We start from the raw sequence: 24,370 nt of genomic DNA on the forward strand, positions 1-24,370 counted from the left end.
AACCTTACCCGTGGTTAAAGGTTCCGCGTGCCATCGCTCGTCGGAAAATCAAGAAACATGGCCACGACTGGAAGCCAAAGTAAGTGCCATTCAACTTAACCGGGCCTTGTTTCCATGGGTGGCCGCAGCGACGATGGCGGAAGTTTCACCTGGATCAACGTGCCCTGCCCCGGCGCCGACACCAGGCCAAGAGTTCCGCCTTCGGCCTCGACCCGAAAACGCATACCCACCAGTCCAAAGGCAGAGCGTGCCTGCACACGGGTATCGAAGCCAACGCCATCATCACGAACCGAGACGGCCACCTGATCGTGTTCCACAGCCAAACTCACCCAGACCTGCGTCGCATGCGCGTACTTTAGGATGTTGGTTGTGGCTTCCTGCACCAGGCGGTAGATCATCAGTTCGGCACTGGCCTCCAGTTCGACTGGCTCCAGGCTGCAATGAACCTTGATGCCCGAGTTCTCGGCAAACTCACGCGTCAGAATTTCAAGTGTCGCCACCAAGCCCAGGTTACTCAGTGCCGACGGTCGCAAGTCTTCGATGATGCTACGTCCGAGTGCAACGCCGCTGTTGAGCGTGGCAACCAGGTGGGCCAGAATTTCCAGCGCCTCGGGTGCTTTATCGGCCAGGCGCGACTTGATGCGAGCCGCATCCAGCTTGGCCGATGTCAGCAAGGCGCCCAGATCGTCATGCAGATTGCGCGCCAGGCGATGGCGCTCGTCTTCTCGCGCGGTCTGCAGGTGGTGGGTCAACTCGGTCAGCTGCGCCGTGCGCAACAAGACTTCAGTCTCGAGACGATCCTGTCCGACCTGAACGCTGCGCTGCAGCTCCTGCTGCAATCTTTCGACCATCGAACGCTGGCGCCAATACAGGAAGAGCGCCAACAGACTGATGATCATCAACAGCACGGCAGCCAGACCCGCCAGCAGCAGGACGGAGTTGCCGTTTCTGGCAACGTTCAGCACATCCATCTTCAGCCCCTGTCCCAAAGTGTGGGATCATGCAGCAAAGAACGCTGCCACACACCATGATTCGAATTGCCATTGTTGACGACCACGCGATGGTCCGCGCCGGACTGCGCCAGTTTTTTTCCGACCAGATCGACTTCGCCGTGGTCGCCGAAGCGGCCAATGGCCGCGGGGCCCTTGACATTGTGCGCAAAGGCGAGGTCGACGTGGTCCTGCTCGACATCTCCATGCCGGACCAAAGCGGTGTTGATGCACTGATCGCCATCCGGGCCCGCGCACCTGATTTGCCGGTGCTTATTTTGAGTGGCTTTGCAGAAGAGCATTACGCCACCACTTTGTTGCGCCAGGGTGCGAGTGGCTACTTGAACAAAGACTGCGATCCGGAAGAAATTGTGAAAGCGATCCGCACGGTTTGTCGCGGGCGCAAATACATCACGGCAGGGGTTGCCGAGCTTCTGGCAGAAGGTCTGAGCGCAGGCGCTGATAAGCCGCTTCATGAACATCTGTCGGAGCGTGAGTTGCAGGTTTTCTTGCGTCTGGCCAAGGGAGAGGCCATCGGCCATATGGCCGTCAGCATGTCCCTGAGCGTTAAAACGGTCAGCACCTACCGAACCCGGGTGATGGAAAAGATGAAACTCGAGACCAACAGCGACCTGACCTATTACGCGTTGAAAAACGGCTTGATCCAGTAAGCCCATGCTCAGGCCGACGTGGCGTGACCTGATGGGCCGCAGTCGTCAGCGGGCTGCACGGGCAACTGAGCGCAGTACTCGATGAGCGCATCAATCTCGTTGGACTTGTCAAAAACCCGGTCAGCACCGAGTTCAAGGCATTTGCGCCGAATATCAGCCGTGGCATAGTTACTCAGTACCACCAGCCTCTGCCGGTGCGCCAACCCACTCGCCGCCCGGAGCACACCCAAGCCGGAACCGGCTTTCAAAAAAATATCAACAATTACCAGATCAGCCTGGTTGTCTGGCTGGGTCAGCCACTGCACTGCCGTCAACTCATCGACGGCCGTCCCCACCACCTTGACCGGTGCCAGCTCTTCCAGCGTGATGATCAGGCTCTCGCGGATGACCGGGTTGTCTTCGACGATGTATGTCTTGAGCTGATGCATGGGCTGTAGGGCTACTTCTGTGAAGTCGAAAAAAATTGATTCGACTATGCCTATTCCAAGTGGAAAAGACTATCGGGCGCCTGCGCAGCCGGTTGTCAGAAAATTCCTACATCACCCACTTTTGACGCAAGGCGCAGGACCACGCGCTTTGAGATCACCGGCAAGGCTAAGATAAGGCGCTGGCATACGAATATGCATATTTTTCCTTTTATCTACCGGAGATCGTCCATGTCACGTGAAGTCGTAATCGTCAGCGGTGTGCGCACCGCTATTGGCACCTATGGCGGCAGCCTGAAAGACCTTGCCCCCACCGAACTGGCGGCGCAGGTGGTGCGTGAGGCGCTCAAGCGCGCCAATACGGACGGCCAAGATGTCGGCCATGTGGTTTTTGGCCATGTCGTCAACACCGAACCCAAAGACATGTATCTCTCCCGCATGGCGGCCATCAATGGCGGCTGCCCAAAAGAAACGCCAGCGTTTAACGTCAACCGCCTGTGCGGCTCGGGTCTGCAGGCCATCGTTTCGGCCAGCCAGAGCATTCTGCTGGGGGACTGTGACATTGCAGTCGGCGGCGGCGCCGAATGCATGAGCCGTGCGCCCTACGCCAGCCTGAATATGCGTTGGGGTGCGCGCATGGGAGACACCAAGATGGTTGACATGGTGGTCGGCGCGCTGCACGACCCGTTTGACACGGTCCACATGGGCGTCACTGCCGAGAACATTGCAGCCAAGTGGGGCATTACGCGCGCCGACCAGGATACGCTGGCAGTTGAGAGCCATAACCGGGCACAACGCGCGATTGAAGCAGGCTACTTCAAGAGCCAGATCGTACCCATCATGCTGAAAAGCAAAAAGGGGGAAGTGGCTTTCGACACCGACGAACACTATCGCCCCAACTGCACTCTGGCTGATCTGGCCAAACTCAAGCCCGCGTTCCTCAAAGAAAATGGCACGGTCACGGCCGGCAACGCGTCCGGCATCAACGATGCCGCTGCCGCGGTGGTGCTGATGGAAGCCGCCACTGCCAAAGCCCGTGGCTTGAAGCCGCTGGCCCGACTGGTGGCTTACGCGCATGCCGGCGTGGACCCCAAATACATGGGCATCGGCCCGGTCCCGGCCAGTCAGATGGCTCTGAAGAAAGCGGGCCTGACCGTGAACGATCTGGACGTGATCGAGGCCAATGAGGCTTTTGCCGCGCAGGCCTGCGCCGTCAGTCGCGATTTGGGTCTGGACCCGGCCAAGGTCAATCCGAATGGGTCCGGCATTTCACTGGGCCACCCGATTGGCGCCACCGGGGCACTGATCACGGTCAAGGCACTGTACGAACTGGAGCGCATTGGTGGCCGCTACGCACTGGTCACCATGTGCATCGGGGGCGGCCAGGGCATTGCCGCCATTTTCGAGCGCGTGTCCTGACCGACGAACGAGCAGCGAGCAGCGATCCATGGCACGGGTGAGACATTGGAGTCTTGGCGCCAAGCTGATGCTGGTGGGGGCGCCCTTTCTGCTGCTCGTTTTTATTTCAACAGTCGCAACGCTGTGGGTCTCATGGCAGCTCGATGGTGGCGCCGCTGCGGTCAATGAGGCCGGACGAATGCGGATGCAGTCCTACCGCATGTCGTTGGCCATTGGCACCGGCGAAACCAGTGAACTGACCGCGCAAGCTAGGGAATTTGACCGCAGTCTGGCAACCTTGCGCCATGGCGATCCCGATCGACCTTTATTTGTGTCTTGGGATGAGAGCTCGACAGCACGGTTTGCCGTCATCGAGCAAGACTGGGCCCAATATCAAGCCCGTTGGATTTCGGGCCAACCACACGAGTTGAGTGACTTGCGGGCGCAGACGGTGACTTTCGCCTCGCACATTGATGCCTTCGTGACCAGCATCGAGGCGCATATTGCCAAATGGACTGCTCTGCTGCATTTGCTGCAGGTCAGCATGCTGGCACTGGTGATCTTGGGAGCCGCGGTGCTGCTTTACACCGGCTATCTTTTTGTGCTGGAGCCCGTGGGCCAGCTCAAGCAGGCGATTGACAAAATCCAGTCCGGCAATTTTGACGCCCGGGTGGAGCGCGTCACCAGCGACGAGTTCGGCACCCTCGCTGATGGCTTCAATGAGATGGCGACCCATCTGCAGTCCATGTACCAAAACCTGGAAAGCAAAGTTGCTGAAAAGACCGCCCAGTTGCAGGAAAAAACGGCACGACTTCAGAGCCTCTATGAAGTCACCGCTCTGGTGAGCAACGCCACTTCACTGGAGACGCTGGCGCAAGACTTCACCAAGAGTGTGGCACGCATTGCCCATGCCGACGGGGTTGCGTTGCGCTGGTCCAATCAGGCCAACCAGCGCCATCTGATGTTGGCGGCTCACGGCCTGCCGGTCGCCATGGTGGATGCGGAGCACTGCATCTACACCGGCGACTGCCACTGCGGCGCGGCCAATGCCGAAGCGGCGCTGAACGTGATCCCGATTCGCAACATGGCCGAATCGTCGCCGCAACATTGCGCCAAAGCGGGCTTTGAGACCGTGGTCACGCTGCCGGTACGTTTGCACGAGCGTTTGATGGGCGAAGTTGACTTGTTCTTCCACGCGCGCGTCAACCCGACCTTGTCCGAGCGATCCTTGTTGGAAGCATTGAGCAGCCATCTGGCCAGCGGCATGGAGAATCTGCGCCTCAACGCCCTGGAAATGGAAGCAGCCGTTTCGCAGGAACGCCATCTATTGGCCCGTGAACTGCATGACTCGATTGCCCAGTCGCTGGCTTTTCTAAAGATTCAGGTGCAACTGATGCGCGATGCCCTCAAGACCAACGACCCGGTAGAAATTGCCAACGTGCTGGAGGAAATCGATATTGGCGTGCGTGAAAGCTACGGTGATGTACGCGAGTTATTGCTGCATTTCAGAACCCGCACCAATACCGAGGACATTGAGCCCGCACTGGCGACCACCCTGCGCAAGTTTGAGCACCAAAGTGGCATCAAGGCCACGCTTGCGTTGCAGGGCCAGGGCATGCCGCTGTCACCCGACCTGCAAATACAGGTGCTGCATATTATTCAGGAGGCACTCTCCAACGTGCGCAAGCACGCCCACGCATCGCAAGTCTGGCTCGATGTGCAGCAACTACCCGCCTGGCGTTTTGAAGTGCGTGACAACGGCATTGGCTTTGACCCAGGCGATGACCCCCTCGACGAAACACATGTGGGTCTGCGCATCATGTCGGAGCGCTCGCAGCGCATTGGTGCTGAACTTGATGTTATTTCCACGCCGTCGCACGGCAGCTCGGTCATTTTGACCTTGCCACTGCCTGCCCACCCGATCGCCAAAATCAAACCAGCGGCTTCGATCGAGGCTTGAAACCAGTCATGCGAATAGTCTCCCCCCAACCGATTCGGATTTTGGTCGTTGACGACCACACCTTGTTTCGTCGTGGCCTGACAGCGCTGCTGGCGCGCGATCCCCAGTTATGCGTCATTGGTGATGCGGCCGATGCCGGTCAGGCACTGCGCAAGGCGCAGGAAGTGCAGCCAGATCTGATCCTGCTTGACAACCACTTGCCAGGCGTCAGCGGCGTGGACGCCCTGCCCGCTCTGCGTGAAGCCGCGCCCAAGGCCGTGATCTTGATGCTGACTGTCAGCGAAGATGAAAACGATCTGGCGGCGGCCTTGCGCGGCGGTGCCGCTGGTTACCTGCTCAAGACCATGGAAGGGGATGCCTTGACCGCCGCCATCGGGCGTGCGATGCAAGGCGACAGCGTGGTGGCGCCCGAGATGATGAACAAGCTGGTCGCAGCCTATCGAGGGACAGGCAAAGACGTGCTCGGGATCGGCACGGCGCTGCCCCCAGCCGTCAGTACCGGCCCAGCCATCGCCAGCCTGTCGCCGCGCGAACGCGATATATTGCGTGGCATTGCACGCGGTGCCAGCAACAAGGAAATTGGCCGCGAGCACGGCATTGCCGAGACCACGGTGAAGATTCATGTTCAGCACATCTTGCGCAAACTCGACGTCAGTTCCCGTGTGCACGCTGCGGTCATCGCCACGGAGCAAGGCCTGCTCTGAGTTCATGAATAACGATTACTTGCTGGTCTGCCTTTGACCTTGCTTGTCCGGCATGGCGGGTTCGTCTGCCGGACTGTGATCGTGGTTGCGGTTATCACCCCAAGCCAGCCAGTCCTCGCCAAAGAGTTCGACCGGGTGCGGTGAGCGCTCGTTTGAGCAAGCCATCGAATCGACTGAACAGTACTGGTCGCAGCCCCAGCAAACACGTTCAGGTTTGGCGGGTAGTAGCGGAAACTTCTTCTTCATGGTTTTGCCAAAAAATATTGCCCGTGTAGTGTTGACTTCTGATTGAAACTCAAGCGCTCGTCAGCCCGGATGACCTTCTGCAGGATGTCGCGAAAGGACCTCTCCCCGATGTTGAGCCACGAAACACCGGTAAGGGTGAAGTGCATGGCGATGCGCTCATGCTTGGCCAGCCACTCCTGAACTTTTGCATGTTAGTGCGTGGCGTAGTTGTCTGCAATCAGATGCAATGCTTTGTCCTTGGGCGGGTCGCGGTCTATATGCTTGAGAAACTTCAGCTACTCGACATGACGATGACGCTGCTGGAACTGTGCAATCACCTTGCCGTCCACCACGTTCAACGCCGAAAAGAGCGTGGTTGTGCCATTGCGTTTGTCGTCGTGTGTCATGGTGGCGGCACGCCCCTTCTTTATCGGTAGCCCGGCTGAGTGCGGTCCAGCGTCTTCGTGCATGACTTTGTGACGACCTGGCTTGATCGCCCAGAAGCCTGGCCGATGGTTCAGGCGTAACGCCGCGCGATCCAATGGTCCAGCGACAGCTTGCCCGGCCCATGCGCCATCAGGTACAGCAAGACCGCGGCCCAGGTGCCGTGGGTCGGATAGGCATCGGGGTAGACCAGCAACTGGATCGTCATCGTCATCCCCAGCAGCGCCAATGCCGACAACCGTGTGGCCAGGCCCACCAAGATCAGCAGCGGGAACACATGCTCAGCGGTCGCGGCCAGGGTGGCGGCCACTTCAGGCGCAATCAGCGGCAAACGGTATTCGTCCCGGAACAACTGCACCACCGAGTCCGACAAACGCGGGCAGCCCAGCGTGAATTCGCCACCCACGATGTCAAGGGCAAGACCTTGGATTTTGGTCTGGCCCGATTTCCAGAACACTGCTGCAATCGAGAAGCGGGCCACAAACGCCACCAGGGAATTGGGGATGTGTTCGCCAATGCGGATGAACTGGTGAACCAGGCCGGCGATCAGCCCAGGCGGTGCGGTGGCGCTTGACTCTTCAATGTGGGTACTCATGCGGGTGATCTCCGGTGCTGGCGTGGGTGATGAGCTGCCAACGCAGCAGCAGCGCCAAGGTCTGGGTCAAATCAAATTCGCGGTCCAGGCTTGCCGCAGCATGCGCAGCCTCGGCCAAGGCGTCACCGCGTTTCAAGGCAATCAGAAATTGGGCCGGCCCGGGCGCCAGTGCCAGCGTGTCCACCTCAAGCCCATGTCTGAACACCAACACCGCTTCGGGCTGGTCCGCATCGACTGAACTGATGCACAGCGTGCCTTGGTGTGCCGCCCACAGCGAAAAAACAGCGTAGGGCGAGGCCATCACGTGCACCGACGGGTGCAAGACCAGTCGCATCGACAACAGTTGCTGCGGATCGGCCAGCGCACCTTGCAGGCTGGCCGGGTCAATGGGGGGTGCGTCTGCGGCGTGATAAGCCAGCACCCGCGCCATTTCCAGCCGTGCCACATCGGCCAGATAAGGCACCGACGCTGCCGGCGCAAAGGCGCTTGCAAACGCGGCAAAGTCGCCTCCGTAATAGGCCATGACGCGCGAGCGTGGGGGATTGGCCTGCACAAAGACTTTGGCCATGGCCCGGAAGAACGCTTCGCCCACCAGCGCCTGCACGACCGGGTAAGTGTCCGCCAGCGCGTCGATCAACGACACCATGACATTGTTGCGGTAGAGCGCAAAACGAAGTTCGGGGTCAGAGCCGTTGCAGGTCTTCAAGCCACTCGGGCATGGCAGTTCCGGGTTGAGCAAGGCGTGGGCAAAGCCGCTCTGGCTGTTCATGTCAGCACCTCGTCGGTGATCAGCCGCTGCAACTGCTGCTCGGCCAGGCCCGCCTCTGCCAGCAACACCGGCCAGGCGGGCAGATCGTTGTCGCGTTCAAGCAAGGTGGGTCTGGCACCGGTGAGCCCCAAGGTGTAGGCATACAAATCCCACACGGCACGCGCCACCGGGGCGCCATGGCTGTCAATCAACAAGGTGTCGCCGTTGCCATCTTGGGCCTCTGCAAAACCGGCCAGGTGAATCTCGCCCACCTGCGCCAGCGGCATGGCTCGAATGGCGACGCGCGCGTCGCGCTGGTGGTTGACGCTGTTCACATAGACGTTGTTCACGTCCAGCAGCAGGGCGCAGCCGGTGCGGCGCACCACCTCGCTCAAGAACGCGCCTTCGTCCCAGGTGGACGCGGAAAATTCGACATAGGTGGCCGGGTTCTCCAGCAGCATGCGACGTTGCAGGTACGACTGCACCTGGTCAATGTGCTCACACACGCGCTGCAAGGTGCCCGCGTTGTAGGGAAGGGGCAACAGGTCGTTTAGAAATGCCTGGCCATGGGTGGACCAGGCCAGATGCTCTGAAAACGACTGAGGCTGGTAGCGCGCCAGCAGCACGGCCAGTGCGTTCAGGTGGCCCATGTCAAGCGGCGCATCGACCCCGATGGACAAGCCCACACCGTGGATTGAGAGCGGATAGAGTTCTCGGATACGGCTCAGGTAATGGTGAAACGGCCCGCCCGCCACCATGTAGTTCTCGGCATGAACTTCGAAAAAGCCGATATCGGGCCGGGTGGCCAGAATCTCCTGAAAGTGCTCAGGTTTCAAGCCCACACCGGCCCGGTTGGGCAAGGCGCGGGCCTGAGCTGCCACCGGAACACCCCAGTGCTGCTGAGTTGGCTCAAGATGGGTGCTCATGCCCGTTGCTCCGCGATGCCCTGTGCTTGGTCAGGCCTTGACTTCCTTGAACTCCTTGAGCTGGCCAAAGCCGCTGGGCGAGGTTTTGGAGACGGTTTTTTCGCAAGTGCCCTTGGGCACCATCGACCAGGCGTTGCCCTGGTAGTCCACCTTGGAGGTGCCCGCGCAGGTGGTACCGGCGCCAGCCTTGCAGTCGTTTTTGCCTTTCAAGGCCACACCAAAGCACTTTTCAGTCTCGGCGGCTTGCGCGGCGATGGGCGCGGCTGCAATGGTCAACGCGGCGCTCATGGCCAAGGCCAAGCCGGCGGCAGAAGCGTAGCGGGCAACAGGGGTTTGGGTTGGGTTTGGGTTCTTCATGGGTTTGTCCTCGTGCGGTTAAGGGTGGCTAATAGGTAGGTGATACCCGGCATGGAACACGCGCTGTGTGCCATGCTGCTTGCATAGTCGCCGTTGCCGTGGGATTCTTACACCGGTTCTGAGCGAAATCTGCGTTTTTTGCTCAAAATAATAGCGATATACCCAATAAGGACGTGGGCTAGAGCCAAAAAAGGCTTAAAAGTCTTGGAGAATGATCAGAGGGCGCGACGTGCCTGAATCGGCCTTGCCAAAGCGCCGAGGCAACTTGGTTCTCAACAAGACCCGCCGCCTGCGGCCAGGGACAAAGCGCGCGGGCGCTACAAGGGCCCGGCCAGCGGCACCCGCGCTGGGTGCAGTCGGACTGGCAGACCTCCGTTTAGGTCAATACAAAATCCGGCAACGAATGGTCTGCGGCACCGCGCAGAGCTCATCCAGAGCCGCTTGGCTGGCGGCGCTGTCCACGTCGATCACGACATAACCGACTTCCTGGTTGGTGCTCAGGTACTGCGCCGCAATGTTGATGCCCGCGTTTGAGAGGCGCTCGTTGACATGGGCCAGCACGCCGGGCACGTTGCGGTGAATATGCAGCAGCCGGCTGCGCCCGGTGTGCGCGGGCAGCGCCACTTCGGGAAAGTTGACGGCGGAGGTGGTGGAGCCGTTGCTGCCATAGCGAACCAGCTTGGCGGCGACCTCGGTACCAATATTGACCTGCGCCTCCAGCGTTGAGCCGCCAATGTGCGGCGTCAAAATGACGTTGTCAAAGCGGCTCAAAGGCGAGACAAAGGCTGAATCATTGCCTTGCGGCTCAATCGGAAACACATCAATCGCCGCGCCATGCAGGTGCCGGCTCTCCAGCGCTGCGCTCAAGGCGTCGATGTCGACCACGCTGCCGCGCGAGGCGTTGATCAGGTGGCTGCCCGGCTTCATGGCCGCCAGTTGGGCCGCGCCAATCATGAGGGCTGTCTGCGCAGTCTCAGGCACATGCAGGGTGACGACATCGGCCGCACCCAGCAACTCGTCCAAAGTGCTCATGGGCTGCGCGTTGCCCAGCGGCAACTTGGCCTCGATGTCGGAAAACACCACGCGCATGCCGAGTTGCTCGGCCAGCACGCCAATTTGCGTGCCGATGTGGCCATAACCGATGATGCCCAGCGTCTTGCCACGCACCTCATAAGAATCGGCCGCGCTCTTGACCCAGCCGCCGCGGTGCAGGATCGCGTTCTTTTCAGGAATGCCGCGCATCAGCATGATGATCTGCGCCAGCACCAGTTCGGCCACGCTGCGGGTGTTGGAAAACGGGGCATTGAAGACCGGAATGCCCAGGCGCATCGCCTCTTTCAGGTCCACCTGGTTGGTGCCGATGCAAAAGCAGCCGACCGCCACCAGGTGCTTGGCGTGCTGCAGCACTTCGGCGGTGAGCTGGGTGCGGGAGCGCACACCGACAAAATGCGCTTCAGACATCGCGGCCAGCAGCTCGTTGCTAGAGAGGGCCTTGGCATGCGTCACGATGCGCGTGTAGCCCGCCTGTTGCAGCGCTTCGACGGCGGAGGGGTGAATGCCCTCGAACAACACGGCTTGCAGTTCGTTCTTGGCGGCGGATGAATCAATGGATTGCTGGATCATGACAGGCTCGGTCAGGGGTGAGTGAGGCGAAGGAAGCGCGAGGGCGGGGCCTCAGGCGGTCGCCGCGTTGGGTCGCTTATGAAAGGTCAGCGGCTGAATGTTTGCATGGCCTTCGGCGCCCGGGGCCAGCAGATCCGCCAGCGTGTAGCGGTCAAGGTACTGCATGAAGCTTTGCAAGGCGCCGTTGATGATGCCGGTCAAATGGCAGGTACTGGTCAAGTGGCAGGTGGTGTCGCTGGTGAGGCATTCAACAATGGTGAAGTCGGGCTCGATGCTGCGCACCACGGCGCCCAGTCCAATGTCTTGCGGGGCTGCGGCGAGCCGCATGCCGCCGCCCTTGCCGCGCACGGTCTCGAGCCAGCCCGCCAGCGCCAGCTGGTGCGTGATCTTGGTCAGGTGCGCTTCGGAAATTTCATAGGCACGCGCCACCTCCGCGATGGTGCACAGGCGCTCTGGCTGTTGCCCCACATACATCAGCAGGCGCATCGCGTAGTCGCTCATGGTGGTCAGGCGCATGGTGGACTCCCTAAGGGGGTTGATGCATGTTGCCGCATCAGGCCGCGATCACTTCGATGTCAGGTTCCAGGGTGCGCAAGCGGCTCTCGATGCCCTGCAGCGTGCCCGAAATTGCGCTCGGGCAGGTCCCACACGCGCCCTGGTAATGCACGATGAGCTGGTTGCCGGCCAGGCCCAGCACATGCAGGTCGCCGCCGTCGCTTTGCAGGTAAGGCCTGATCTCCTGATCGAGCACCAGCTCGAAGTCGTCGAGCCGCTGGCGGTCTTCTGGACTCAAATCCGCCACGCTGGCGCGTGCCTCGAAAACGGCGGCAGCCGACTGTTCACTGGCGGCTGGCGTGCCGCGCAATGGCGGCGCAATCTGACGGAGCAGCAGTTCCCAGTCGGCCTGACCGTCCTGCGTCACGGTGAGCCAGCGATCCACATAAAAGACGTTAGTGACGTGCGGGATGGCAAACAGCGCGCGCGCCAGTGCGTCACCCTGGGCCTGCTCGGCGTTTTCATACGAATGCGTGATGCCCCAGGTCAGGGGTTCGCGCAAGACGAATTTCTTCGCGTTCGGGTTCGGTGTGTCTTCGATGTCAGCGATTTTTGGCATGTTGTTGTCCTGTCGATTAACGCAGTTGTCTCATGCGTCGCCCAGCGGCGTGTGCATCGGGTCAGCCTCGGCCTCGGTTGAGGTGCTGGGCTCGGCGTTGAACGCCGCCTGCAGCGTGTGCCACGGCAAAATGGCGCACTTCACGCGCATTGGCAGTTCGCTGATGCCCGAGAAGACCGCCAGGCGCCCGATGTGCGGGCCATCCTGTGCGGCGATGCGGCCGGTCGCCATGTCCACAAACTCGTGGATCAGCGTTTTGGCATCATCCGCGCTCTTGCCTTTGACCGCCGCCGTCATCATGGAGGCCGAGGCCTTGCAGATGGCGCACGATTCGCCGTGAAAGGCGATGCGCTCCACCGTGTCGCCTTTGAGCTCCAGCGCGATGTGAATGTGGTCGCCACACAGCGGGTTCACCCCTTCGGCATGGTGGCTGGGGTGCTCGAGCTCGCCGTAGTTGCGCGGCTTGCGGTTGTGGTCCAGGATCACTTCCTGGTACAGGGCTTTGGGGTCGGCGCTCATGCGAATACCTTTTGAACGGTGCGAATACCAGCGACCAGCGCGTCCACGTCAGCCAACGTGTTGTAAAACGCAAAGGAGGCGCGTGAGGTAGCGACCACGCCCAGGCGCGTCATCAAGGGCTGCGCGCAGTGGTGGCCGGTGCGCACTGCCACACCTTCTTGATTGAGCAAAGTGCCCATGTCGTGCGGGTGGATGCCCTGCACGGCGAAGGACAGCACCGCCGCCTTGTGCTGCGCAGTGCCGATCAGGCGCACGCCGGGCAACGCCCCCATCTGCTCGGTGGCATAGCGTAAGAGCTCATGCTCGTGCGCGGCAATGGCCGGCATGCCAATGCTTGACAGGTAATCCACAGCCGCGCCCAGGCCGATGGCAGCGGCAATTGGCGGCGTGCCGGCCTCGAACTTGTTGGGGATCGGGGCGTAAGTGGTTTTCTCGAAAGTGACGGTATGGATCATGTCGCCTCCGCCCTTGAACGGCTGCATGCTTTCCAACAGCGCGGCGCGGCCGTACAGGATGCCGATGCCGGTCGGGCCGCACAGCTTGTGGCCCGAGAAGGCATAGAAATCACAGTCCAAGTCCTGCACATCGACCGCCAGGTGCGGCGCGGCCTGCGCACCATCAACCAGCACCGGCACGCCGCGCGCGTGTGCGAAGGAAATCATCTGTTTGACCGGGTTGATGCTGCCCAGTGCGTTCGAGACATGGGTGACGCTCACCAGGCGGGTGCGCTCATTGAACAGCGCCTCGTACGCATCAAACAGCAGTTCGCCCGCGTCGTTCATCGGCACCACACGGATCGTGGCGCCTTTCTCTTGTGCCAGCATTTGCCACGGCACGATGTTCGAGTGGTGCTCCAGCACGCTCAAAATAATCTCGTCACCCGCCTTGATGTTCTGGCGGCCCCAGCCGTGCGCCACCAGGTTGATGCCCTCGGTGGTGCCGCTGGTGAAGATCACTTCGCGCGCTTCCTTCGCGTTGATGAAGCCCTGCAGTTTGACGCGTGCCGCCTCGTAAGCGGCGGTGGCGGTCTCGGACAGGTAATGCACCGCGCGGTGAATGTTGGCGTGTTCCGTACTCTGGTAGCGAACTAGCCGGTCGATCACGGCTTGCGGCATCTGGCTGGACGCCGCGTTGTCCAGGTAGACCAGCGGCTTGCCCGCCACCGTGAGTTTGAGGATCGGAAAGTCCGCGCGAATGCGTTCCACGTCAAGGGTGGCGGGTGCGGTGGGCGTTGCGGTGATGTTCATGGCTGGCCCGTGGTCTGTTCAAGCACCGTCTGCTCCAGCTGCTGGCGCAATGACGCGACCGCAATGCGGTTGATGACTTCGGCACCAAAGGCGTAGGTCAGCAAATTGCGCGCCACGCGCTCTGACAAGCCGCGGCTTTGCAGGTAGAACACTTCGTCGCTGTCGAGCTGGCCGACGGTGGCGCCGTGCGTGCACTTCACGTCGTCGGCAAAAATCTCAAGCTGCGGCTGGGTATCAACCTGCGCCTTGCTTGAGAGCAGCAGGTTGCGGCTCGATTGTGCTGAATCGGTTTTTTGCGCGCCGGGGCGCACCATCACCTGGCCATTGAACACCGCATGCGCCGTGCCGCCCACAATGCATTTGTGCAATTGGCGGCTGGTGCCATGCGGCTTGGCATGGTCGATGAAGGTGTGGGTATCGGCCAACTGTTCGCCGTCGATCAACGCCAGGCCGTCAAGCGTGCACTCCGAGCCCTCGGCGCCCTGGCTCACTTTCAGGTCAAACCTTGAGGTCTGCCCGCCCAGGGCAATGTTGACCGAGTGGTAACGGCTGGCCGCAGCGAGCGACACGGCGCAACTGGCCATGTGAAAGCCTTGTTTGCTCTCGCGCTGCAGGCGCACGTGTTCAAGCTGGGCATTCGCCTCCACGACCACCTCGGCCACCGCATTGGTGAAATTCGTGCCATCATGCAAAGCCACGTAGTCTTCAATCACCGTCGCCTTGCTGCCAGCCCCGGCCACCAGCAGCAGGCGCGGATGGCTGGCGACCTCAGGCTGCGTTGAAATGAAGAGCAGATGCACGGGCGTGGTCAGCACGCTGTCACGCGGCACCACGAGCACGGCCGCATCCTGAAGAAAAGCGGTGTTGAGTGCCGCAAAAAATGCATCATGGCCGGCAACTTGCTGACCCAGATGCGCCTGGAGGGTGGACGCCTGCGTGCTCAGCATGGCGGCGAGCGTGCCGACTGCCAGCGCGGCATCCGACTTGAGGCTGGAGAGCTGCGGCGCATGCACCCCATCCACAAAAACCAGCCGCGTCGTTGCCTCTGCGATGTGCAGGTGCGCTATGTCGCTCGGCTGCAGTGTGGTGGGCGTGCGCAGCGGATGAAAGGATTGGCGCGCAAAGGCGGCCAGCGGGGTGAAGCGCCAGGCCTCGTCATGTGTGCTGGGCAGCGTGAGTGTGCTTACGCGCTCCAAGGCCTGGGCCCGCAGCGCCTTAAGCCAGTGCGGCTGCGTTGGGGCAGAGCTACCGGGCGGCAGTGCCAAAGCAGCCAGCAGGCTGTCCAGAACGCCTGGCTCCGTGACCATCGCGGTGCCGCTGCTCATGCCACCGCTCCCGTGGCCTCGGCTTCGGCCTCGATCCAGTCGTAGCCGCGCTCTTCGAGCTCCAGCGCCAACTCCTTGCCGCCGGTGCGGATGATGCGCCCGGCACTCATCACATGCACGAAGTCGGGCACGATGTAATTCAACAGGCGCTGGTAGTGCGTGACCAGCACAATGGCGTTGTCCTTGTTGGCCAGGTGATTGACGCCTTGCGACACCACGCGCAGCGCGTCGATGTCAAGGCCAGAGTCGGTTTCATCGAGGATCGCCAGGCTCGGCTCCAAGAGCGCCATTTGCAGAATCTCGTTGCGCTTTTTCTCGCCGCCCGAAAAGCCTTCGTTGACGCTGCGCTCCAGAAACTCGGGGCTCATCTCCAGCAGTTTCATCTTCTCGCGCACCAGGTCGTCAAACTCCAGCGGGTCCAGCTCTTCCTTGCCGCGCTCGGCCTGCACGGTGTTGTAGGCCAGACGCAAGAACTGGCTGTTGCCGACACCGGGAATTTCGATCGGGTACTGAAAGGCCAGAAAAACCCCGGCACGCGCGCGCAGCTCCGGGGCCATCTCAAGCAGGTTCTTGCCCTCAAACAGCACCTCGCCGCCCGTCACCTCGTAGGCCGTGTGGCCCGCCAGCACCTTGGCGAAAGTACTCTTGCCTGAGCCGTTGGGCCCCATGATGGCGTGCACTTCACCGCGCTTGACGGTGAAATTGAGGCCTTTGAGAATGTCGGTCCCGTTGACGCTGGCGCACAGGCCGCGCACCTCCAGCAATGTGGGGCTGTTTTCGATCATCATCCTACGCTTCCTTCCAATTTGAATCCGAGTAATTTGGTGGCTTCAACCGCGAACTCCATCGGCAGCTGTTGAAACACGTCCTTGCAAAAACCATTGATGATCATCGAGACCGCTTCTTCAGCCCCGATGCCGCGCTGCGCGAAATAGAACATCTGGTCTTCGCCAATTTTGGAGGTGGACGCTTCGTGCTCCACCTGGGCGCTGGGGTTGCGCACCTGGATGTAGGGGAAGGTGTTGGCGCTGCATTTGCTCCCCACCAGCATCGAGTCGCACTGCGAGTAGTTGCGCGCGCCTGTTGCACCCGGCATCACCTTGACCAGACCGCGGTAGCTGTTGCTCGATTGACCTGCTGAGATGCCTTTGCTGACGATGGTGCTGCGGGTGTTCTTGCCGATGTGGATCATCTTGGTGCCGGTGTCGGCCTGCTGATGGTGGTTCGTTACCGCGACCGAATAGAACTCGCCCACCGAGTTGTCGCCCAGCAAAATGCACGAGGGGTACTTCCAGGTGATGGCCGAGCCGGTTTCCACCTGGGTCCAGGAAATGCGTGAATTGACGCCCCGGCACAGGCCGCGTTTGGTGACAAAGTTGTAGATGCCCCCTAAGCCGTTCTCATCGCCGGCATACCAGTTTTGCACCGTGGAGTATTTGATGTCGGCGTTGTCCAGCGCCACCAGTTCAACCACGGCTGCGTGCAGCTGGTTGGTGTCGAACTGCGGCGCGGTGCAGCCTTCCAGATAAGACACGGACGCACCTTCTTCGGCCACGATCAGCGTGCGTTCAAACTGGCCGGTGTCCTGGGTGTTGATGCGAAAGTAGGTGGACAGGTCCATCGGGCACTTGACGCCCTTGGGGATAAAGCAAAACGAGCCGTCGGTGAACACCGCCGAATTGAGCGCGGCGTAGTAGTTATCGGCCGCTGGCACCACACTGCCCAGGTATTGTTTGATCAGCTCGGGGTGGGTTTGTACCGCCTCGGAGATCGATCCGAAAATGATGCCGACCTCAAGCAGCTTGGCCTTGTAAGTGGTGGTGACCGAGACGCTGTCAAAAATCACATCGACCGCCACGCCGGCCAGCGCCGCGCGCTCGTGCATCGGCACGCCGAGTTTTTCAAAGGTGCGCAGCAACTCGGGATCGACCTCGTCCATGCTTTTTAGCTTTGCCTTGGGCTTGGGCGCCGCGTAGTAACTGATCGCCTGGAAATCGATTTTCGGGTACTTGACATTGGCCCACTCGGGCTCGGTCATGGTCAGCCAGTGGCGAAATGCCTTGAGGCGAAATTCAAGCAGCCAATCGGGCTCGTTCTTCTTGGCGGAGATCAGCCGGATCGTGTCTTCACTCAGGCCCTTGGCCGCCACCTCAGACTCGATGTCGGTGACAAAGCCGTGCTTGTAGGGCTGGTTGACCAGGTTTTGCAGGACCGCACTCATGCTGCCACTCCTTTGCTGTTGCTCCCCTTGAGGCTGAAGCTCTCGCCACAGCCGCAGGTGTTGCCGACGTTGGGGTTGTCAAACTGGAAGCTCTGCTTGAGCCCCTCGGTGACAAAGTCGAGGGTGGCGCCGTCGAGCGTGAGCAGGTTTTGCGGGGCGATCAGCAGCGTGGCACCGTGGGCCTCAAAGCGCTGCTCATCAGGGCGCACCTCGTCGGCCAGCTCATAGGTGTAGGCAAAGCCCGAGCAGCCGACGGTTTTGACGCCAACGCGCAAGCCCAGGCCCGCGCCGCGCTTGGCAATTTGCGCGCGGATCTGCTTGGCTGCCGCTTGGGTGAGGGTAATGGTCATGATGCAACTCCTGTGGGGCGTTTGATGCCGGGCGCGCCGGGTTTGGGCGGGCTTGAAACGTGAGGTTGGAATCTCATTTTTGGAACTCCTTGGATACTCGAATCTTGAAGGTCTATATATTTTATACCTTATGAATGGGCCAACGTTGGCCCCGGCTTGGCCGTCGTGTGGCAACTGCAATTGGAAGCCCGAGATTTCCTGATTTTATTGATCAATACGGGCTGTAGCCCTCGTCCAATAAGGCTAAGCAGCTATCACATTGATATTTTATTCAGACTTTTGGACTGATCCGGCCGTGACCCTGACACCCTTTCCCTGTCGCGGGTATTGCCGTTGGCGGCGGCTCAGGTTCAATGTTGTTCAGATGACGCCCCATTACTGTTCGGGCTGAGCCTGTCGAAGCCTGGCAGCCCTTCGACAGGGTCAGGGCGAACGGACTCAAGTGAACCGCATTGGGCTTAGGCCGCTGCCTGCCAGCGCCCGAGCCGCCGCGCCAGCCGCTCAAAGACCAGGTCGGTCACCACGGCCAGCAAACCCACCAGCATTGCGCCCTGCAGCACATACGCGGTGTTGAAGCCGCTCAAGCCCACGATGATGGGCAGGCCCAGCGTCTTGGCGCCGACGGTCGAGGCAATGGCGGCGGTGCCAATGTTGATGATGACCGAGGTGCGCACGCCCGCCAGAATCACCGGGGCCGCCAGCGGCAGCTCAACTTGCAGCAAGCGCTGCCAGGGGCTCAAGCCCAGACCTTCGGCGGCTTCGTTGGCGGCCGGTGGCACCGATGCGATACCGGCCAGCGTGCTTTGCAGCACCGGCAGCAAGCCATACAGCGCCAGCGCGATCAAGGCCGGTGCCTCGCCAAAACCGACCACGGGCACGGCCACCGCCAAGACCGCCACGGGCGGAAAGGTCTGCCCCGCGGCGACCACGGTTTCAATCAGCGGGCGAAACTCGCGCCCGCTGGGGCGGGTGGCGAATAGTCCCGCCGTGACGCCCACGAGCACGGCAAAGCCGCTGGACAGACCAACGATTTTCAAGTGCGAGACGGTCAGCGCCCAAAAGCTGTCCTGCGCGTACACCGGTCGCTCCAGCGCCGGAAACAGCGCGGCAAACAGCGGCTGCAATTGAGCCATGCCGAAAATCAGCAGCAGCAAGGCCGCCAAGGCCCACGGCAAAGGATCGTGCACCCAGGCGCGGCGGATGGCGCTGGCAGGCGCTGCGCCGCTCATGGCCGCAGGTCCAGCAGGTCCGCGATGTCGATGGCGCCCAGGGCGTGGCCGTCGCCGTCCACCACCGCCAGGCGTTCCACCCGGCGTACCAAAAACACCGACAGGGCCTCGCGCAAGCTCAGGCTCGCGAGCACCGGCTCGCCAGCCGCGCGCACGCCTGGACGCAGCCGCGTGGCCACGCTCTGCAGGCCGAGCAGCTTGATGCCGATATCGTTGCGGCCAAAAAAATCAGTCACAAAATCGTTGGCCGGGCTGGAGATCATCTGCAGCGGTGTGCCGCTTTGCACGATGCGCCCGTGCTCTAACAAAACGATGCGCGTGGCCAGGCTGAGCGCTTCGTCGATGTCATGCGTGACCAGCACAATGGTGGTGCCCAAGGCCTTGTGAATGCGTGAAATCTCCAGCTGCAGTGCGGCGCGTGTGACGGGGTCGAGCGCGCCGAACGGTTCGTCCATCAGCAGCACCTCGGGCTTGCCCGCCAGTGCCCGCGCCACGCCCACGCGCTGCTGCTGCCCGCCCGAGAGCTGGTGCGGATAGCGCTTGCGGTACAGCTCAGCGTCAAGCTGCAGCAGTGTCATCAGCTCCGTCACGCGCGTATGGATATGGTCTGACGGCCATTTGAGCAGCGTCGGCACCGTGGCGATATTCTTCTCGACGCTCCAGTGCGGAAACAGTCCGACCGACTGGATCGCGTAGCCCATGCGGCGGCGAATGGCTTCGGGGCGAAAGCTGCGTATCTCTTCGCTGGCAAACAGGATGCGCCCACTGTCGTGCTCGAGCAGCCGGTTCATCATCTTGAGCAAGGTGGATTTGCCCGAGCCCGAGCTGCCCAGAATGACCGTGAACTCGCCGCGCGCAATGTGCAGGCTCAGGTCGTCAATGACCGTGAGGCCGTTGAAGGCTTTGGAGACATGCTGCAGTTCAATCATTGACGTTGGACTCCAGCGCCAGGGCAAGGGCCTTGAGCAAAGCGTCAACCACGACGGCCATGGCCACCACGGGCAGCACGCCGAGCAGCACCAGATCGAGTGCACCGCTGAGCAGCCCCTGAAACACGATGGCGCCAAAGCCACCCGCGCCGATCAAGGCGGCGACCACCGCCATGCCGATGGTCTGGACCGTGGCCACGCGCAGCCCCGCGAGAAAGACCGGCAAGGCCAGCGGCAGCTCGACGCGCCAAAAGACCTGTCGCGCCGTCAAACCCATGCCCTGCGCCGCCTCAATCACCGGCTGCGGCACCTGGCTCAGCCCGGCGGCGGTGCTGCGAACAACCGGCAGCAGGGCGTACAACGTCAGGGCAATCACGGCCGGGGCCAGGCCGATGCCCTTGATGCCCAGTTGCGCCAGCACCGGCACGCTGGCTGCCAGCAGCGCCAGCGGCGCCATCAACAAGGCAAACAGCGCAATCGACGGCACCGTTTGAATCACGTTGAGCACCGCAAACAGGGGCGCTCGCAGGGACAGCGACCGGTTGGACGCCAGACCCAGCGGCACGCCCATCAGCAGCGCCGGCAGCAGGCTGGCCAGCACGATCTGCACATGCTGCCCCAGCGCCGCACTGAAAACATCCTGGCGGTTGGCATACTCCTTGAGCAGCGACAGATCCTTGAACGCCCCGCCCGCCAGCATGAGTCCGAGAGGCACGATGACGGCGCCCGCGCCCATCAGGCGCCAGCCCGGCCTCAATGCCAGCCGCTGCATCGCGTCGGTCGCCGCCAGCCAGCTGAACGCCGCCAGCAGCCAGAAGGCAGCGCCCAGAGAGGTGCGGGCGATCGCGCCCGACTGGTCGGCCAGTTGGGTGGCGTGCTGCGCCGCCAGAGCGGCCAGGCCCGTCAAAAGAAGCGTGGCCGCGACGTAAACCGCTGTTTGCGTGCGGGGTGCCGGGTGCATGAAGACGGCCGCCACCAGCAACAGGGCGGGCAGTAGGGTCGACCAAGCCAGCCAGGAGCCGATGGGGCGGGCCGCCGTGTCGCTGATGAGTTGCACCAGCGATATGCCGACACCAGAGACCAGTCGATTCGGCGCGTGGGTTAAAAATGGCAAACCCAGCGCCGCAACAAGGCCAGACAGGACCAACACGGCCACTACGCGGTTTTTGACCAGTCCCATTAACCGACTGGCTTTACAGCGCTGCAACGCCGCAGCGTGTCACTTGATGAAGCCCTTGCTCCTCAAGTAATCAGCGGACACCTTTTTGGCGTCTTGTCCTTCCACCGCAATTTTTGCATTGAGGGCTTGCAGCGTCGGGCCGTCCAGTGTCTTGAAAACCGGTGCGAGCAGGTCCTTGATCTTCGGATAACGTGCCAGCGTTTCAGCCCGGATCAGCGGTGCGGGCGCGTAGATTGGCTGAATGCCTTTGGGGTCGTCAAGTACCACCAGTCCCAAAGCGGCAATGGCGCCGTCGGTGCCATAGGCCATGGCGGCGTTGACGCCCGAGGTCTGCTGCGCGGCGGCCTTGATGGTCACGGTGGTGTCGCCGCCGGCCAATATCAAGAGCTGGTCTTGCGTCAGCTTGAAGTTATAGGCACTCTGGAACGCGGGCAAGGCGTCAGTGCGCTCGACGAATTCGGCAGAAGCGGCCAGCTTGAACTGGCCGCCTTTGGCCAGCCACGGCCCCAGATCGGCGAGCGACTTGACTTTGTTACTGGTCGCCACATCCTGGCGCAGCGCAATCGCCCAGGTGTTGTTGGCCGGGGCCGGCTCCAGCCAGATGATCTGGTTTTGGTCGGCATCGAGCTTCTTCACCCGTTCGTAGCCGGCGCTGGCATTCTTCCAGGCCGGGCTTTTTTCATCGGAAAAGAAGAACGCTCCATTGCCCGTGTACTCCGGATACAGGTCAATCTCGCCTGCGGTGATGGCGCCGCGCACGATCTTGGTGGCGCCGAGCTGCACCTTGTTTTCGGTCTTGATGCCGTTGGCTTCCAGCACCTGAATCATCATGTTGCCCAGCAAGGAGCCCTCGGTGTCAATCTTTGACGCCACGCGAACGGCCGTTTGTGCAAAGACTGGGGCCGCCACCAGCAGCCACAGGGAGCTGCAGCGAATCAGCCAGCGACGCGATAACAAGGTGTTCATATCAAAGCCTTTCGGGTGAGGTTCAGGGGGAGGACGAGTGGCGCCAGCGCGGAATTTTTCCGCATGGCAGGGTCCCGGCGCATGGCCTGCGTTTATAGCGTGAATCGGAGCATCGCGCAGTGACGGATCGCGAATGCCTTGAAAGGGTGAATTCGTAACGCATTGAAAATCACCCTGAAACTTATATAAAATTGATAGCATATGGAGCATACGCCACGCGGGCTACAGCCAAATTTGTCATGAGATCGGGATCAAATCTTGCTTTCTTCGTCTTTGCCGTTCGCGTAAGCACGCATGGCCTGGCCGATAAAGGGCACTTGCAGGCTGAAATTCTTGCATCCCGTGCAAATCATGACGTGCACCTTCACGGAAAGTTTTTCCGGCAATGACAAGTCGCGTTCTTGGGCCTCCGAGATCAAGCGTGTCGCTTGCATACAACTCATCATGGGCGTTCTCCTTGGGTAAACCAATTGTTCTCCAGGCACTCGCGCAGGCGCAGGCGGGAGCGGTGCAACATCACATTGAGATTGGTGACGGTGATGCCCACCGTGGTGCAAATTTCATGCGCATCCAACTCGACAAACTCTTTCATCATGAACACCCTGGCTTGATTGCCGGGTAAGCCTTCCAGACAGACCTCGAACACTTTCCAGAACTGGCTCTGACGCAGGCAATCTTGCGGATTACCCCACGTGGCAGGACGTTCGTCGCGCTGCCAATGGCCTCTTTGATTGAAGAGTTCTGAAAAGTCTTCTTTCTCCTCATCCTCGTGCAACAGGCTGCTGGCTTCCAGCATGCGCAACTTCTGGCGCAGCGCGTCCGCAATCTTGTTTTTCAGAATGGCAAAAACCCAGGTCTTCAGGGCAGCGCGACCGGCGAATGACTTGGCGTTTTTCAGGGCGCCAATCAGCGCTTCCTGCACGGCGTCTTCGGCCAGATGGCTGTTGGAGAGCTGCAGCGTCGCAAACTTGAGCATCTGGCGACGCAAGTCATTCAGATAAGCGGTGTCAGCCAGCGGCGAGGTCTGCAGCGTTTGGGTGTCATGGGGTTCTGGCGCGCGCATCAGGGACGCCGGTTCGCGCTGCTTGCCAAAGCCATCAATTCGCTGGCGGGCAAGGCTTGCACTGCGGCACTCACGGTTCGCTGGATCAGTTCGGTGTCCGCCTCGGGTTCCAGGTCGGCCGGCTGGCCGTGATTTCCGGTCGGGGTTGCGACCAACGCATGGTCAACGCCCTTCAATGCAAACTCACCGGTGCAGCCGCGACAGTAAATGTGCTGGCCTTCCTGATGGTCTTTGCGCAAGACCAGCGTGGGTCCGCACATCGGGCAGGTCTGCAGCGCAATGCCATCGTCGCTGTGCCCCATGACGTGATCGAGCTCGCCGGTCTGGCCCAAGGCAATGAACATGTCCGTAAAACGCGTATCGAACTGGGTGCCCTTTTCGGCACTCAAAATTTTTAACGCCTTGTCACGCGGCATCCCCAGGCGATAAGGCCTGGTGCTCGTCATCGCATCGAAGGCGTCACAGATGCCCACAATTCGGGCGACTTCGGGTATCGACTCGCCGTGCAGGCGCAAGGGGTAACCGAGTCCGTCCGGGCGTTCATGGTGCAGCCGCACGGCATCCTGCACCAGCGCCGCCAAGGGATGCCCTGACAGCATTCGAAAGCCGGTATCCGGATGCGTTTTGATGATGGCGTACTCGGCTTCGGTCAAGCGCTCGGGCTTGCGCAGGATGGCGTCCGGCGTGCCGATCTTGCCCAGGTCATGAAGAAAACCGCCCAAGCCAATGCGGGCTGCCTCGGCATTGCCGAGCTTCGCATGCTCGGCCAACAGCCGTGAATAACGCGAAACGCGCCACAGATGGCCACCGGTGTAGGGGTCCCGGGCTTCAACAAACCAGGCCATGATGAGCAGGCTGGCCAACAAGTGACTTGCCAGGTTGTCCACCGCAACCCTGGCGTCGTCGGGTGACTTGCCGATCCATCCGTCCAGTTGTTTGAGCCAGGTCATCTTGTCTTCTCCGAAACAGGTGCATCTTGTTCTTCAGGGGCTGCTGCGCGGAGTCGTCGGATGAAGCCGCGATCAATCCCGTCTTTCCAGCGCCAGGCCCATTCTCCCTCAGCCGACCATCGGCCCCAGGACGACACTGCATAGCGGGGCCGCCTGTTTGGCGATTCGCTCCAGGGCTGGGCGGGCAATGAGAATGGTTTTCGACATGGGGC

At 61.1% G+C, this 24,370-nt stretch carries 27 protein-coding genes and 1 pseudogene; 4 read left to right on the forward strand and 24 right to left on the reverse strand.

Annotated features, from left to right (window positions below; all coding sequences use genetic code 11):
* Positions 1–95 precede the first annotated feature (95 nt).
* The gene (locus tag GZ093_RS06995) at positions 96–971 is read right to left on the reverse strand and encodes a sensor histidine kinase (RefSeq protein ID WP_296483996.1); all 876 of its coding nucleotides are present in this window, start codon (positions 969–971) and stop codon (positions 96–98) included.
* A gap of 56 nt (positions 972–1,027) precedes the next feature.
* Here GZ093_RS06995 and GZ093_RS07000 point away from each other — a divergent pair, with 56 nt between their 5' ends.
* Positions 1,028–1,660 (forward strand): response regulator transcription factor, encoded by a 633-nt coding sequence (locus tag GZ093_RS07000; RefSeq protein ID WP_296484118.1) that lies wholly within the window; start codon positions 1,028–1,030, stop codon positions 1,658–1,660.
* An 8-nt stretch (positions 1,661–1,668) separates the two neighbouring features.
* Here the strand turns inward: GZ093_RS07000 and GZ093_RS07005 are convergent, their stop codons facing one another.
* Positions 1,669–2,088 carry a response regulator gene (locus tag GZ093_RS07005; RefSeq protein ID WP_296483998.1) on the reverse strand — a complete coding sequence of 140 codons (420 nt, stop codon included), beginning with the start codon at positions 2,086–2,088 and terminating at the stop codon, positions 1,669–1,671.
* Between the two features lie 228 nt (positions 2,089–2,316).
* Here GZ093_RS07005 and bktB point away from each other — a divergent pair, with 228 nt between their 5' ends.
* Genes bktB through GZ093_RS07020 form a run of 3 tightly spaced genes read left to right on the forward strand, consistent with a single transcriptional unit; the run spans position 2,317 to position 6,147 of the window.
* Positions 2,317–3,504 carry a beta-ketothiolase BktB gene (gene bktB / locus GZ093_RS07010; RefSeq protein ID WP_296484000.1) on the forward strand — a complete coding sequence of 396 codons (1,188 nt, stop codon included), beginning with the start codon at positions 2,317–2,319 and terminating at the stop codon, positions 3,502–3,504.
* A 28-nt stretch (positions 3,505–3,532) separates the two neighbouring features.
* Positions 3,533–5,443 carry a type IV pili methyl-accepting chemotaxis transducer N-terminal domain-containing protein gene (locus GZ093_RS07015; RefSeq protein WP_296484006.1) on the forward strand — a complete coding sequence of 637 codons (1,911 nt, stop codon included), beginning with the start codon at positions 3,533–3,535 and terminating at the stop codon, positions 5,441–5,443.
* Positions 5,444–5,451: 8 nt separating this feature from the next.
* Complete coding sequence (locus tag GZ093_RS07020; RefSeq protein WP_296484007.1) at positions 5,452–6,147, forward strand: response regulator; 696 nt, start codon at positions 5,452–5,454, stop codon at positions 6,145–6,147.
* A gap of 15 nt (positions 6,148–6,162) precedes the next feature.
* On the opposite strand, the gene GZ093_RS07025 is transcribed toward GZ093_RS07020, so the two are convergent.
* The 22 genes and pseudogenes from GZ093_RS07025 to GZ093_RS07130 all read right to left on the reverse strand — a co-directional run bounded on the left by GZ093_RS07025 (position 6,163) and on the right by GZ093_RS07130 (position 24,158).
* Positions 6,163–6,393: a DUF3079 domain-containing protein gene (locus tag GZ093_RS07025; RefSeq protein ID WP_296484010.1), complete on the reverse strand. Its 231-nt coding sequence runs from the start codon at positions 6,391–6,393 to the stop codon at positions 6,163–6,165.
* Positions 6,394–6,476: 83 nt separating this feature from the next.
* Positions 6,477–6,847: pseudogene (locus GZ093_RS07030) on the reverse strand (transposase); the annotation flags it as partial.
* 42 nt (positions 6,848–6,889) lie between these two features.
* Entirely contained in the window at positions 6,890–7,411 is a 522-nt protein-coding gene (locus tag GZ093_RS07035; protein ID WP_296484012.1) for a DoxX family protein, read from the reverse strand.
* Positions 7,395–8,180 (reverse strand): DNA-binding domain-containing protein, encoded by a 786-nt coding sequence (locus GZ093_RS07040; RefSeq protein WP_296484015.1) that lies wholly within the window; start codon positions 8,178–8,180, stop codon positions 7,395–7,397. Before GZ093_RS07040 ends, GZ093_RS07035 begins: the two co-directional genes overlap by 17 nt.
* Complete coding sequence (locus GZ093_RS07045) at positions 8,177–9,085, reverse strand: DUF692 domain-containing protein (RefSeq protein ID WP_296484018.1); 909 nt, start codon at positions 9,083–9,085, stop codon at positions 8,177–8,179. The genes GZ093_RS07040 and GZ093_RS07045 overlap by 4 nt, the downstream gene beginning before the upstream one ends.
* 30 nt (positions 9,086–9,115) lie before the next feature.
* A complete protein-coding gene (locus GZ093_RS07050) occupies positions 9,116–9,442 on the reverse strand; it encodes a DUF2282 domain-containing protein (RefSeq protein WP_296484021.1) in 327 nt (108 codons plus the stop codon).
* 381 nt (positions 9,443–9,823) lie between these two features.
* On the reverse strand, positions 9,824–11,065 hold the full coding sequence (gene serA / locus GZ093_RS07055) for a phosphoglycerate dehydrogenase (protein WP_296484024.1): 1,242 nt from the start codon (positions 11,063–11,065) through the stop codon (positions 9,824–9,826).
* A gap of 51 nt (positions 11,066–11,116) precedes the next feature.
* Entirely contained in the window at positions 11,117–11,581 is a 465-nt protein-coding gene (locus GZ093_RS07060; protein WP_296484027.1) for an Rrf2 family transcriptional regulator, read from the reverse strand.
* Positions 11,582–11,618: 37 nt separating this feature from the next.
* Positions 11,619–12,179 carry a NifU family protein gene (locus tag GZ093_RS07065; RefSeq protein WP_296484032.1) on the reverse strand — a complete coding sequence of 187 codons (561 nt, stop codon included), beginning with the start codon at positions 12,177–12,179 and terminating at the stop codon, positions 11,619–11,621.
* Between the two features lie 30 nt (positions 12,180–12,209).
* Positions 12,210–12,698 carry a Fe-S cluster assembly sulfur transfer protein SufU gene (sufU, locus tag GZ093_RS07070; protein ID WP_296484035.1) on the reverse strand — a complete coding sequence of 163 codons (489 nt, stop codon included), beginning with the start codon at positions 12,696–12,698 and terminating at the stop codon, positions 12,210–12,212.
* Positions 12,695–13,945: a cysteine desulfurase gene (locus tag GZ093_RS07075; RefSeq protein ID WP_296484038.1), complete on the reverse strand. Its 1,251-nt coding sequence runs from the start codon at positions 13,943–13,945 to the stop codon at positions 12,695–12,697. Before GZ093_RS07075 ends, sufU begins: the two co-directional genes overlap by 4 nt.
* Complete coding sequence (sufD, locus tag GZ093_RS07080) at positions 13,942–15,270, reverse strand: Fe-S cluster assembly protein SufD (RefSeq protein WP_296484041.1); 1,329 nt, start codon at positions 15,268–15,270, stop codon at positions 13,942–13,944. Before sufD ends, GZ093_RS07075 begins: the two co-directional genes overlap by 4 nt.
* Positions 15,267–16,058, reverse strand: a complete 792-nt coding sequence (sufC, locus tag GZ093_RS07085; RefSeq protein ID WP_363260366.1) for a Fe-S cluster assembly ATPase SufC — start codon at positions 16,056–16,058, stop codon at positions 15,267–15,269. The genes sufD and sufC overlap by 4 nt, the downstream gene beginning before the upstream one ends.
* A complete protein-coding gene (gene sufB / locus GZ093_RS07090; protein ID WP_296484043.1) occupies positions 16,055–17,491 on the reverse strand; it encodes a Fe-S cluster assembly protein SufB in 1,437 nt (478 codons plus the stop codon). Before sufB ends, sufC begins: the two co-directional genes overlap by 4 nt.
* Entirely contained in the window at positions 17,488–17,841 is a 354-nt protein-coding gene (locus GZ093_RS07095) for an iron-sulfur cluster assembly accessory protein (RefSeq protein WP_296484045.1), read from the reverse strand. Before GZ093_RS07095 ends, sufB begins: the two co-directional genes overlap by 4 nt.
* Before the next feature lie 458 nt (positions 17,842–18,299).
* Entirely contained in the window at positions 18,300–19,070 is a 771-nt protein-coding gene (locus GZ093_RS07100; RefSeq protein ID WP_296484047.1) for an ABC transporter permease, read from the reverse strand.
* On the reverse strand, positions 19,067–19,999 hold the full coding sequence (locus GZ093_RS07105) for an ABC transporter ATP-binding protein (RefSeq protein WP_296484050.1): 933 nt from the start codon (positions 19,997–19,999) through the stop codon (positions 19,067–19,069). The genes GZ093_RS07100 and GZ093_RS07105 overlap by 4 nt, the downstream gene beginning before the upstream one ends.
* Entirely contained in the window at positions 19,992–21,179 is a 1,188-nt protein-coding gene (locus GZ093_RS07110; RefSeq protein WP_296484052.1) for an ABC transporter permease, read from the reverse strand. Before GZ093_RS07110 ends, GZ093_RS07105 begins: the two co-directional genes overlap by 8 nt.
* 39 nt (positions 21,180–21,218) lie before the next feature.
* Positions 21,219–22,145 (reverse strand): ABC transporter substrate-binding protein, encoded by a 927-nt coding sequence (locus GZ093_RS07115; RefSeq protein ID WP_296484055.1) that lies wholly within the window; start codon positions 22,143–22,145, stop codon positions 21,219–21,221.
* A gap of 251 nt (positions 22,146–22,396) precedes the next feature.
* On the reverse strand, positions 22,397–22,591 hold the full coding sequence (locus GZ093_RS07120) for a zf-HC2 domain-containing protein (protein ID WP_296484057.1): 195 nt from the start codon (positions 22,589–22,591) through the stop codon (positions 22,397–22,399).
* Complete coding sequence (locus GZ093_RS07125) at positions 22,588–23,208, reverse strand: RNA polymerase factor sigma-70 (RefSeq protein ID WP_296484060.1); 621 nt, start codon at positions 23,206–23,208, stop codon at positions 22,588–22,590. The genes GZ093_RS07120 and GZ093_RS07125 overlap by 4 nt, the downstream gene beginning before the upstream one ends.
* Positions 23,208–24,158 (reverse strand): HD-GYP domain-containing protein, encoded by a 951-nt coding sequence (locus tag GZ093_RS07130; RefSeq protein WP_296484063.1) that lies wholly within the window; start codon positions 24,156–24,158, stop codon positions 23,208–23,210. Before GZ093_RS07130 ends, GZ093_RS07125 begins: the two co-directional genes overlap by 1 nt.
* Positions 24,159–24,370: the final 212 nt, after the last annotated feature.

It is taken from the genome of Rhodoferax sp. (assembly GCF_010365055.1).
In the GTDB taxonomy this organism is placed as follows: domain Bacteria; phylum Pseudomonadota; class Gammaproteobacteria; order Burkholderiales; family Burkholderiaceae_C; genus Rhodoferax.

Coding starts and splice junctions, on each gene's coding strand:
- GZ093_RS06995 (WP_296483996.1), bottom strand. CDS start 971: ATGGATGTGCTGAACGTTGCCAGAAACGGCAACTCCGTCCTGCTGCTG.
- GZ093_RS07000 (WP_296484118.1), top strand. CDS start 1,028: ATGATTCGAATTGCCATTGTTGACGACCACGCGATGGTCCGCGCCGGA.
- GZ093_RS07005 (WP_296483998.1), bottom strand. CDS start 2,088: ATGCATCAGCTCAAGACATACATCGTCGAAGACAACCCGGTCATCCGC.
- bktB (WP_296484000.1), top strand. CDS start 2,317: ATGTCACGTGAAGTCGTAATCGTCAGCGGTGTGCGCACCGCTATTGGC.
- GZ093_RS07015 (WP_296484006.1), top strand. CDS start 3,533: ATGGCACGGGTGAGACATTGGAGTCTTGGCGCCAAGCTGATGCTGGTG.
- GZ093_RS07020 (WP_296484007.1), top strand. CDS start 5,452: ATGCGAATAGTCTCCCCCCAACCGATTCGGATTTTGGTCGTTGACGAC.
- GZ093_RS07025 (WP_296484010.1), bottom strand. CDS start 6,393: ATGAAGAAGAAGTTTCCGCTACTACCCGCCAAACCTGAACGTGTTTGC.
- GZ093_RS07035 (WP_296484012.1), bottom strand. CDS start 7,411: ATGAGTACCCACATTGAAGAGTCAAGCGCCACCGCACCGCCTGGGCTG.
- GZ093_RS07040 (WP_296484015.1), bottom strand. CDS start 8,180: ATGAACAGCCAGAGCGGCTTTGCCCACGCCTTGCTCAACCCGGAACTG.
- GZ093_RS07045 (WP_296484018.1), bottom strand. CDS start 9,085: ATGAGCACCCATCTTGAGCCAACTCAGCAGCACTGGGGTGTTCCGGTG.
- GZ093_RS07050 (WP_296484021.1), bottom strand. CDS start 9,442: ATGAAGAACCCAAACCCAACCCAAACCCCTGTTGCCCGCTACGCTTCT.
- serA (WP_296484024.1), bottom strand. CDS start 11,065: ATGATCCAGCAATCCATTGATTCATCCGCCGCCAAGAACGAACTGCAA.
- GZ093_RS07060 (WP_296484027.1), bottom strand. CDS start 11,581: ATGCGCCTGACCACCATGAGCGACTACGCGATGCGCCTGCTGATGTAT.
- GZ093_RS07065 (WP_296484032.1), bottom strand. CDS start 12,179: ATGCCAAAAATCGCTGACATCGAAGACACACCGAACCCGAACGCGAAG.
- sufU (WP_296484035.1), bottom strand. CDS start 12,698: ATGAGCGCCGACCCCAAAGCCCTGTACCAGGAAGTGATCCTGGACCAC.
- GZ093_RS07075 (WP_296484038.1), bottom strand. CDS start 13,945: ATGAACATCACCGCAACGCCCACCGCACCCGCCACCCTTGACGTGGAA.
- sufD (WP_296484041.1), bottom strand. CDS start 15,270: ATGAGCAGCGGCACCGCGATGGTCACGGAGCCAGGCGTTCTGGACAGC.
- sufC (WP_363260366.1), bottom strand. CDS start 16,058: ATGATGATCGAAAACAGCCCCACATTGCTGGAGGTGCGCGGCCTGTGC.
- sufB (WP_296484043.1), bottom strand. CDS start 17,491: ATGAGTGCGGTCCTGCAAAACCTGGTCAACCAGCCCTACAAGCACGGC.
- GZ093_RS07095 (WP_296484045.1), bottom strand. CDS start 17,841: ATGACCATTACCCTCACCCAAGCGGCAGCCAAGCAGATCCGCGCGCAA.
- GZ093_RS07100 (WP_296484047.1), bottom strand. CDS start 19,070: ATGAGCGGCGCAGCGCCTGCCAGCGCCATCCGCCGCGCCTGGGTGCAC.
- GZ093_RS07105 (WP_296484050.1), bottom strand. CDS start 19,999: ATGATTGAACTGCAGCATGTCTCCAAAGCCTTCAACGGCCTCACGGTC.
- GZ093_RS07110 (WP_296484052.1), bottom strand. CDS start 21,179: ATGGGACTGGTCAAAAACCGCGTAGTGGCCGTGTTGGTCCTGTCTGGC.
- GZ093_RS07115 (WP_296484055.1), bottom strand. CDS start 22,145: ATGAACACCTTGTTATCGCGTCGCTGGCTGATTCGCTGCAGCTCCCTG.
- GZ093_RS07120 (WP_296484057.1), bottom strand. CDS start 22,591: ATGATGAGTTGTATGCAAGCGACACGCTTGATCTCGGAGGCCCAAGAA.
- GZ093_RS07125 (WP_296484060.1), bottom strand. CDS start 23,208: ATGCGCGCGCCAGAACCCCATGACACCCAAACGCTGCAGACCTCGCCG.
- GZ093_RS07130 (WP_296484063.1), bottom strand. CDS start 24,158: ATGACCTGGCTCAAACAACTGGACGGATGGATCGGCAAGTCACCCGAC.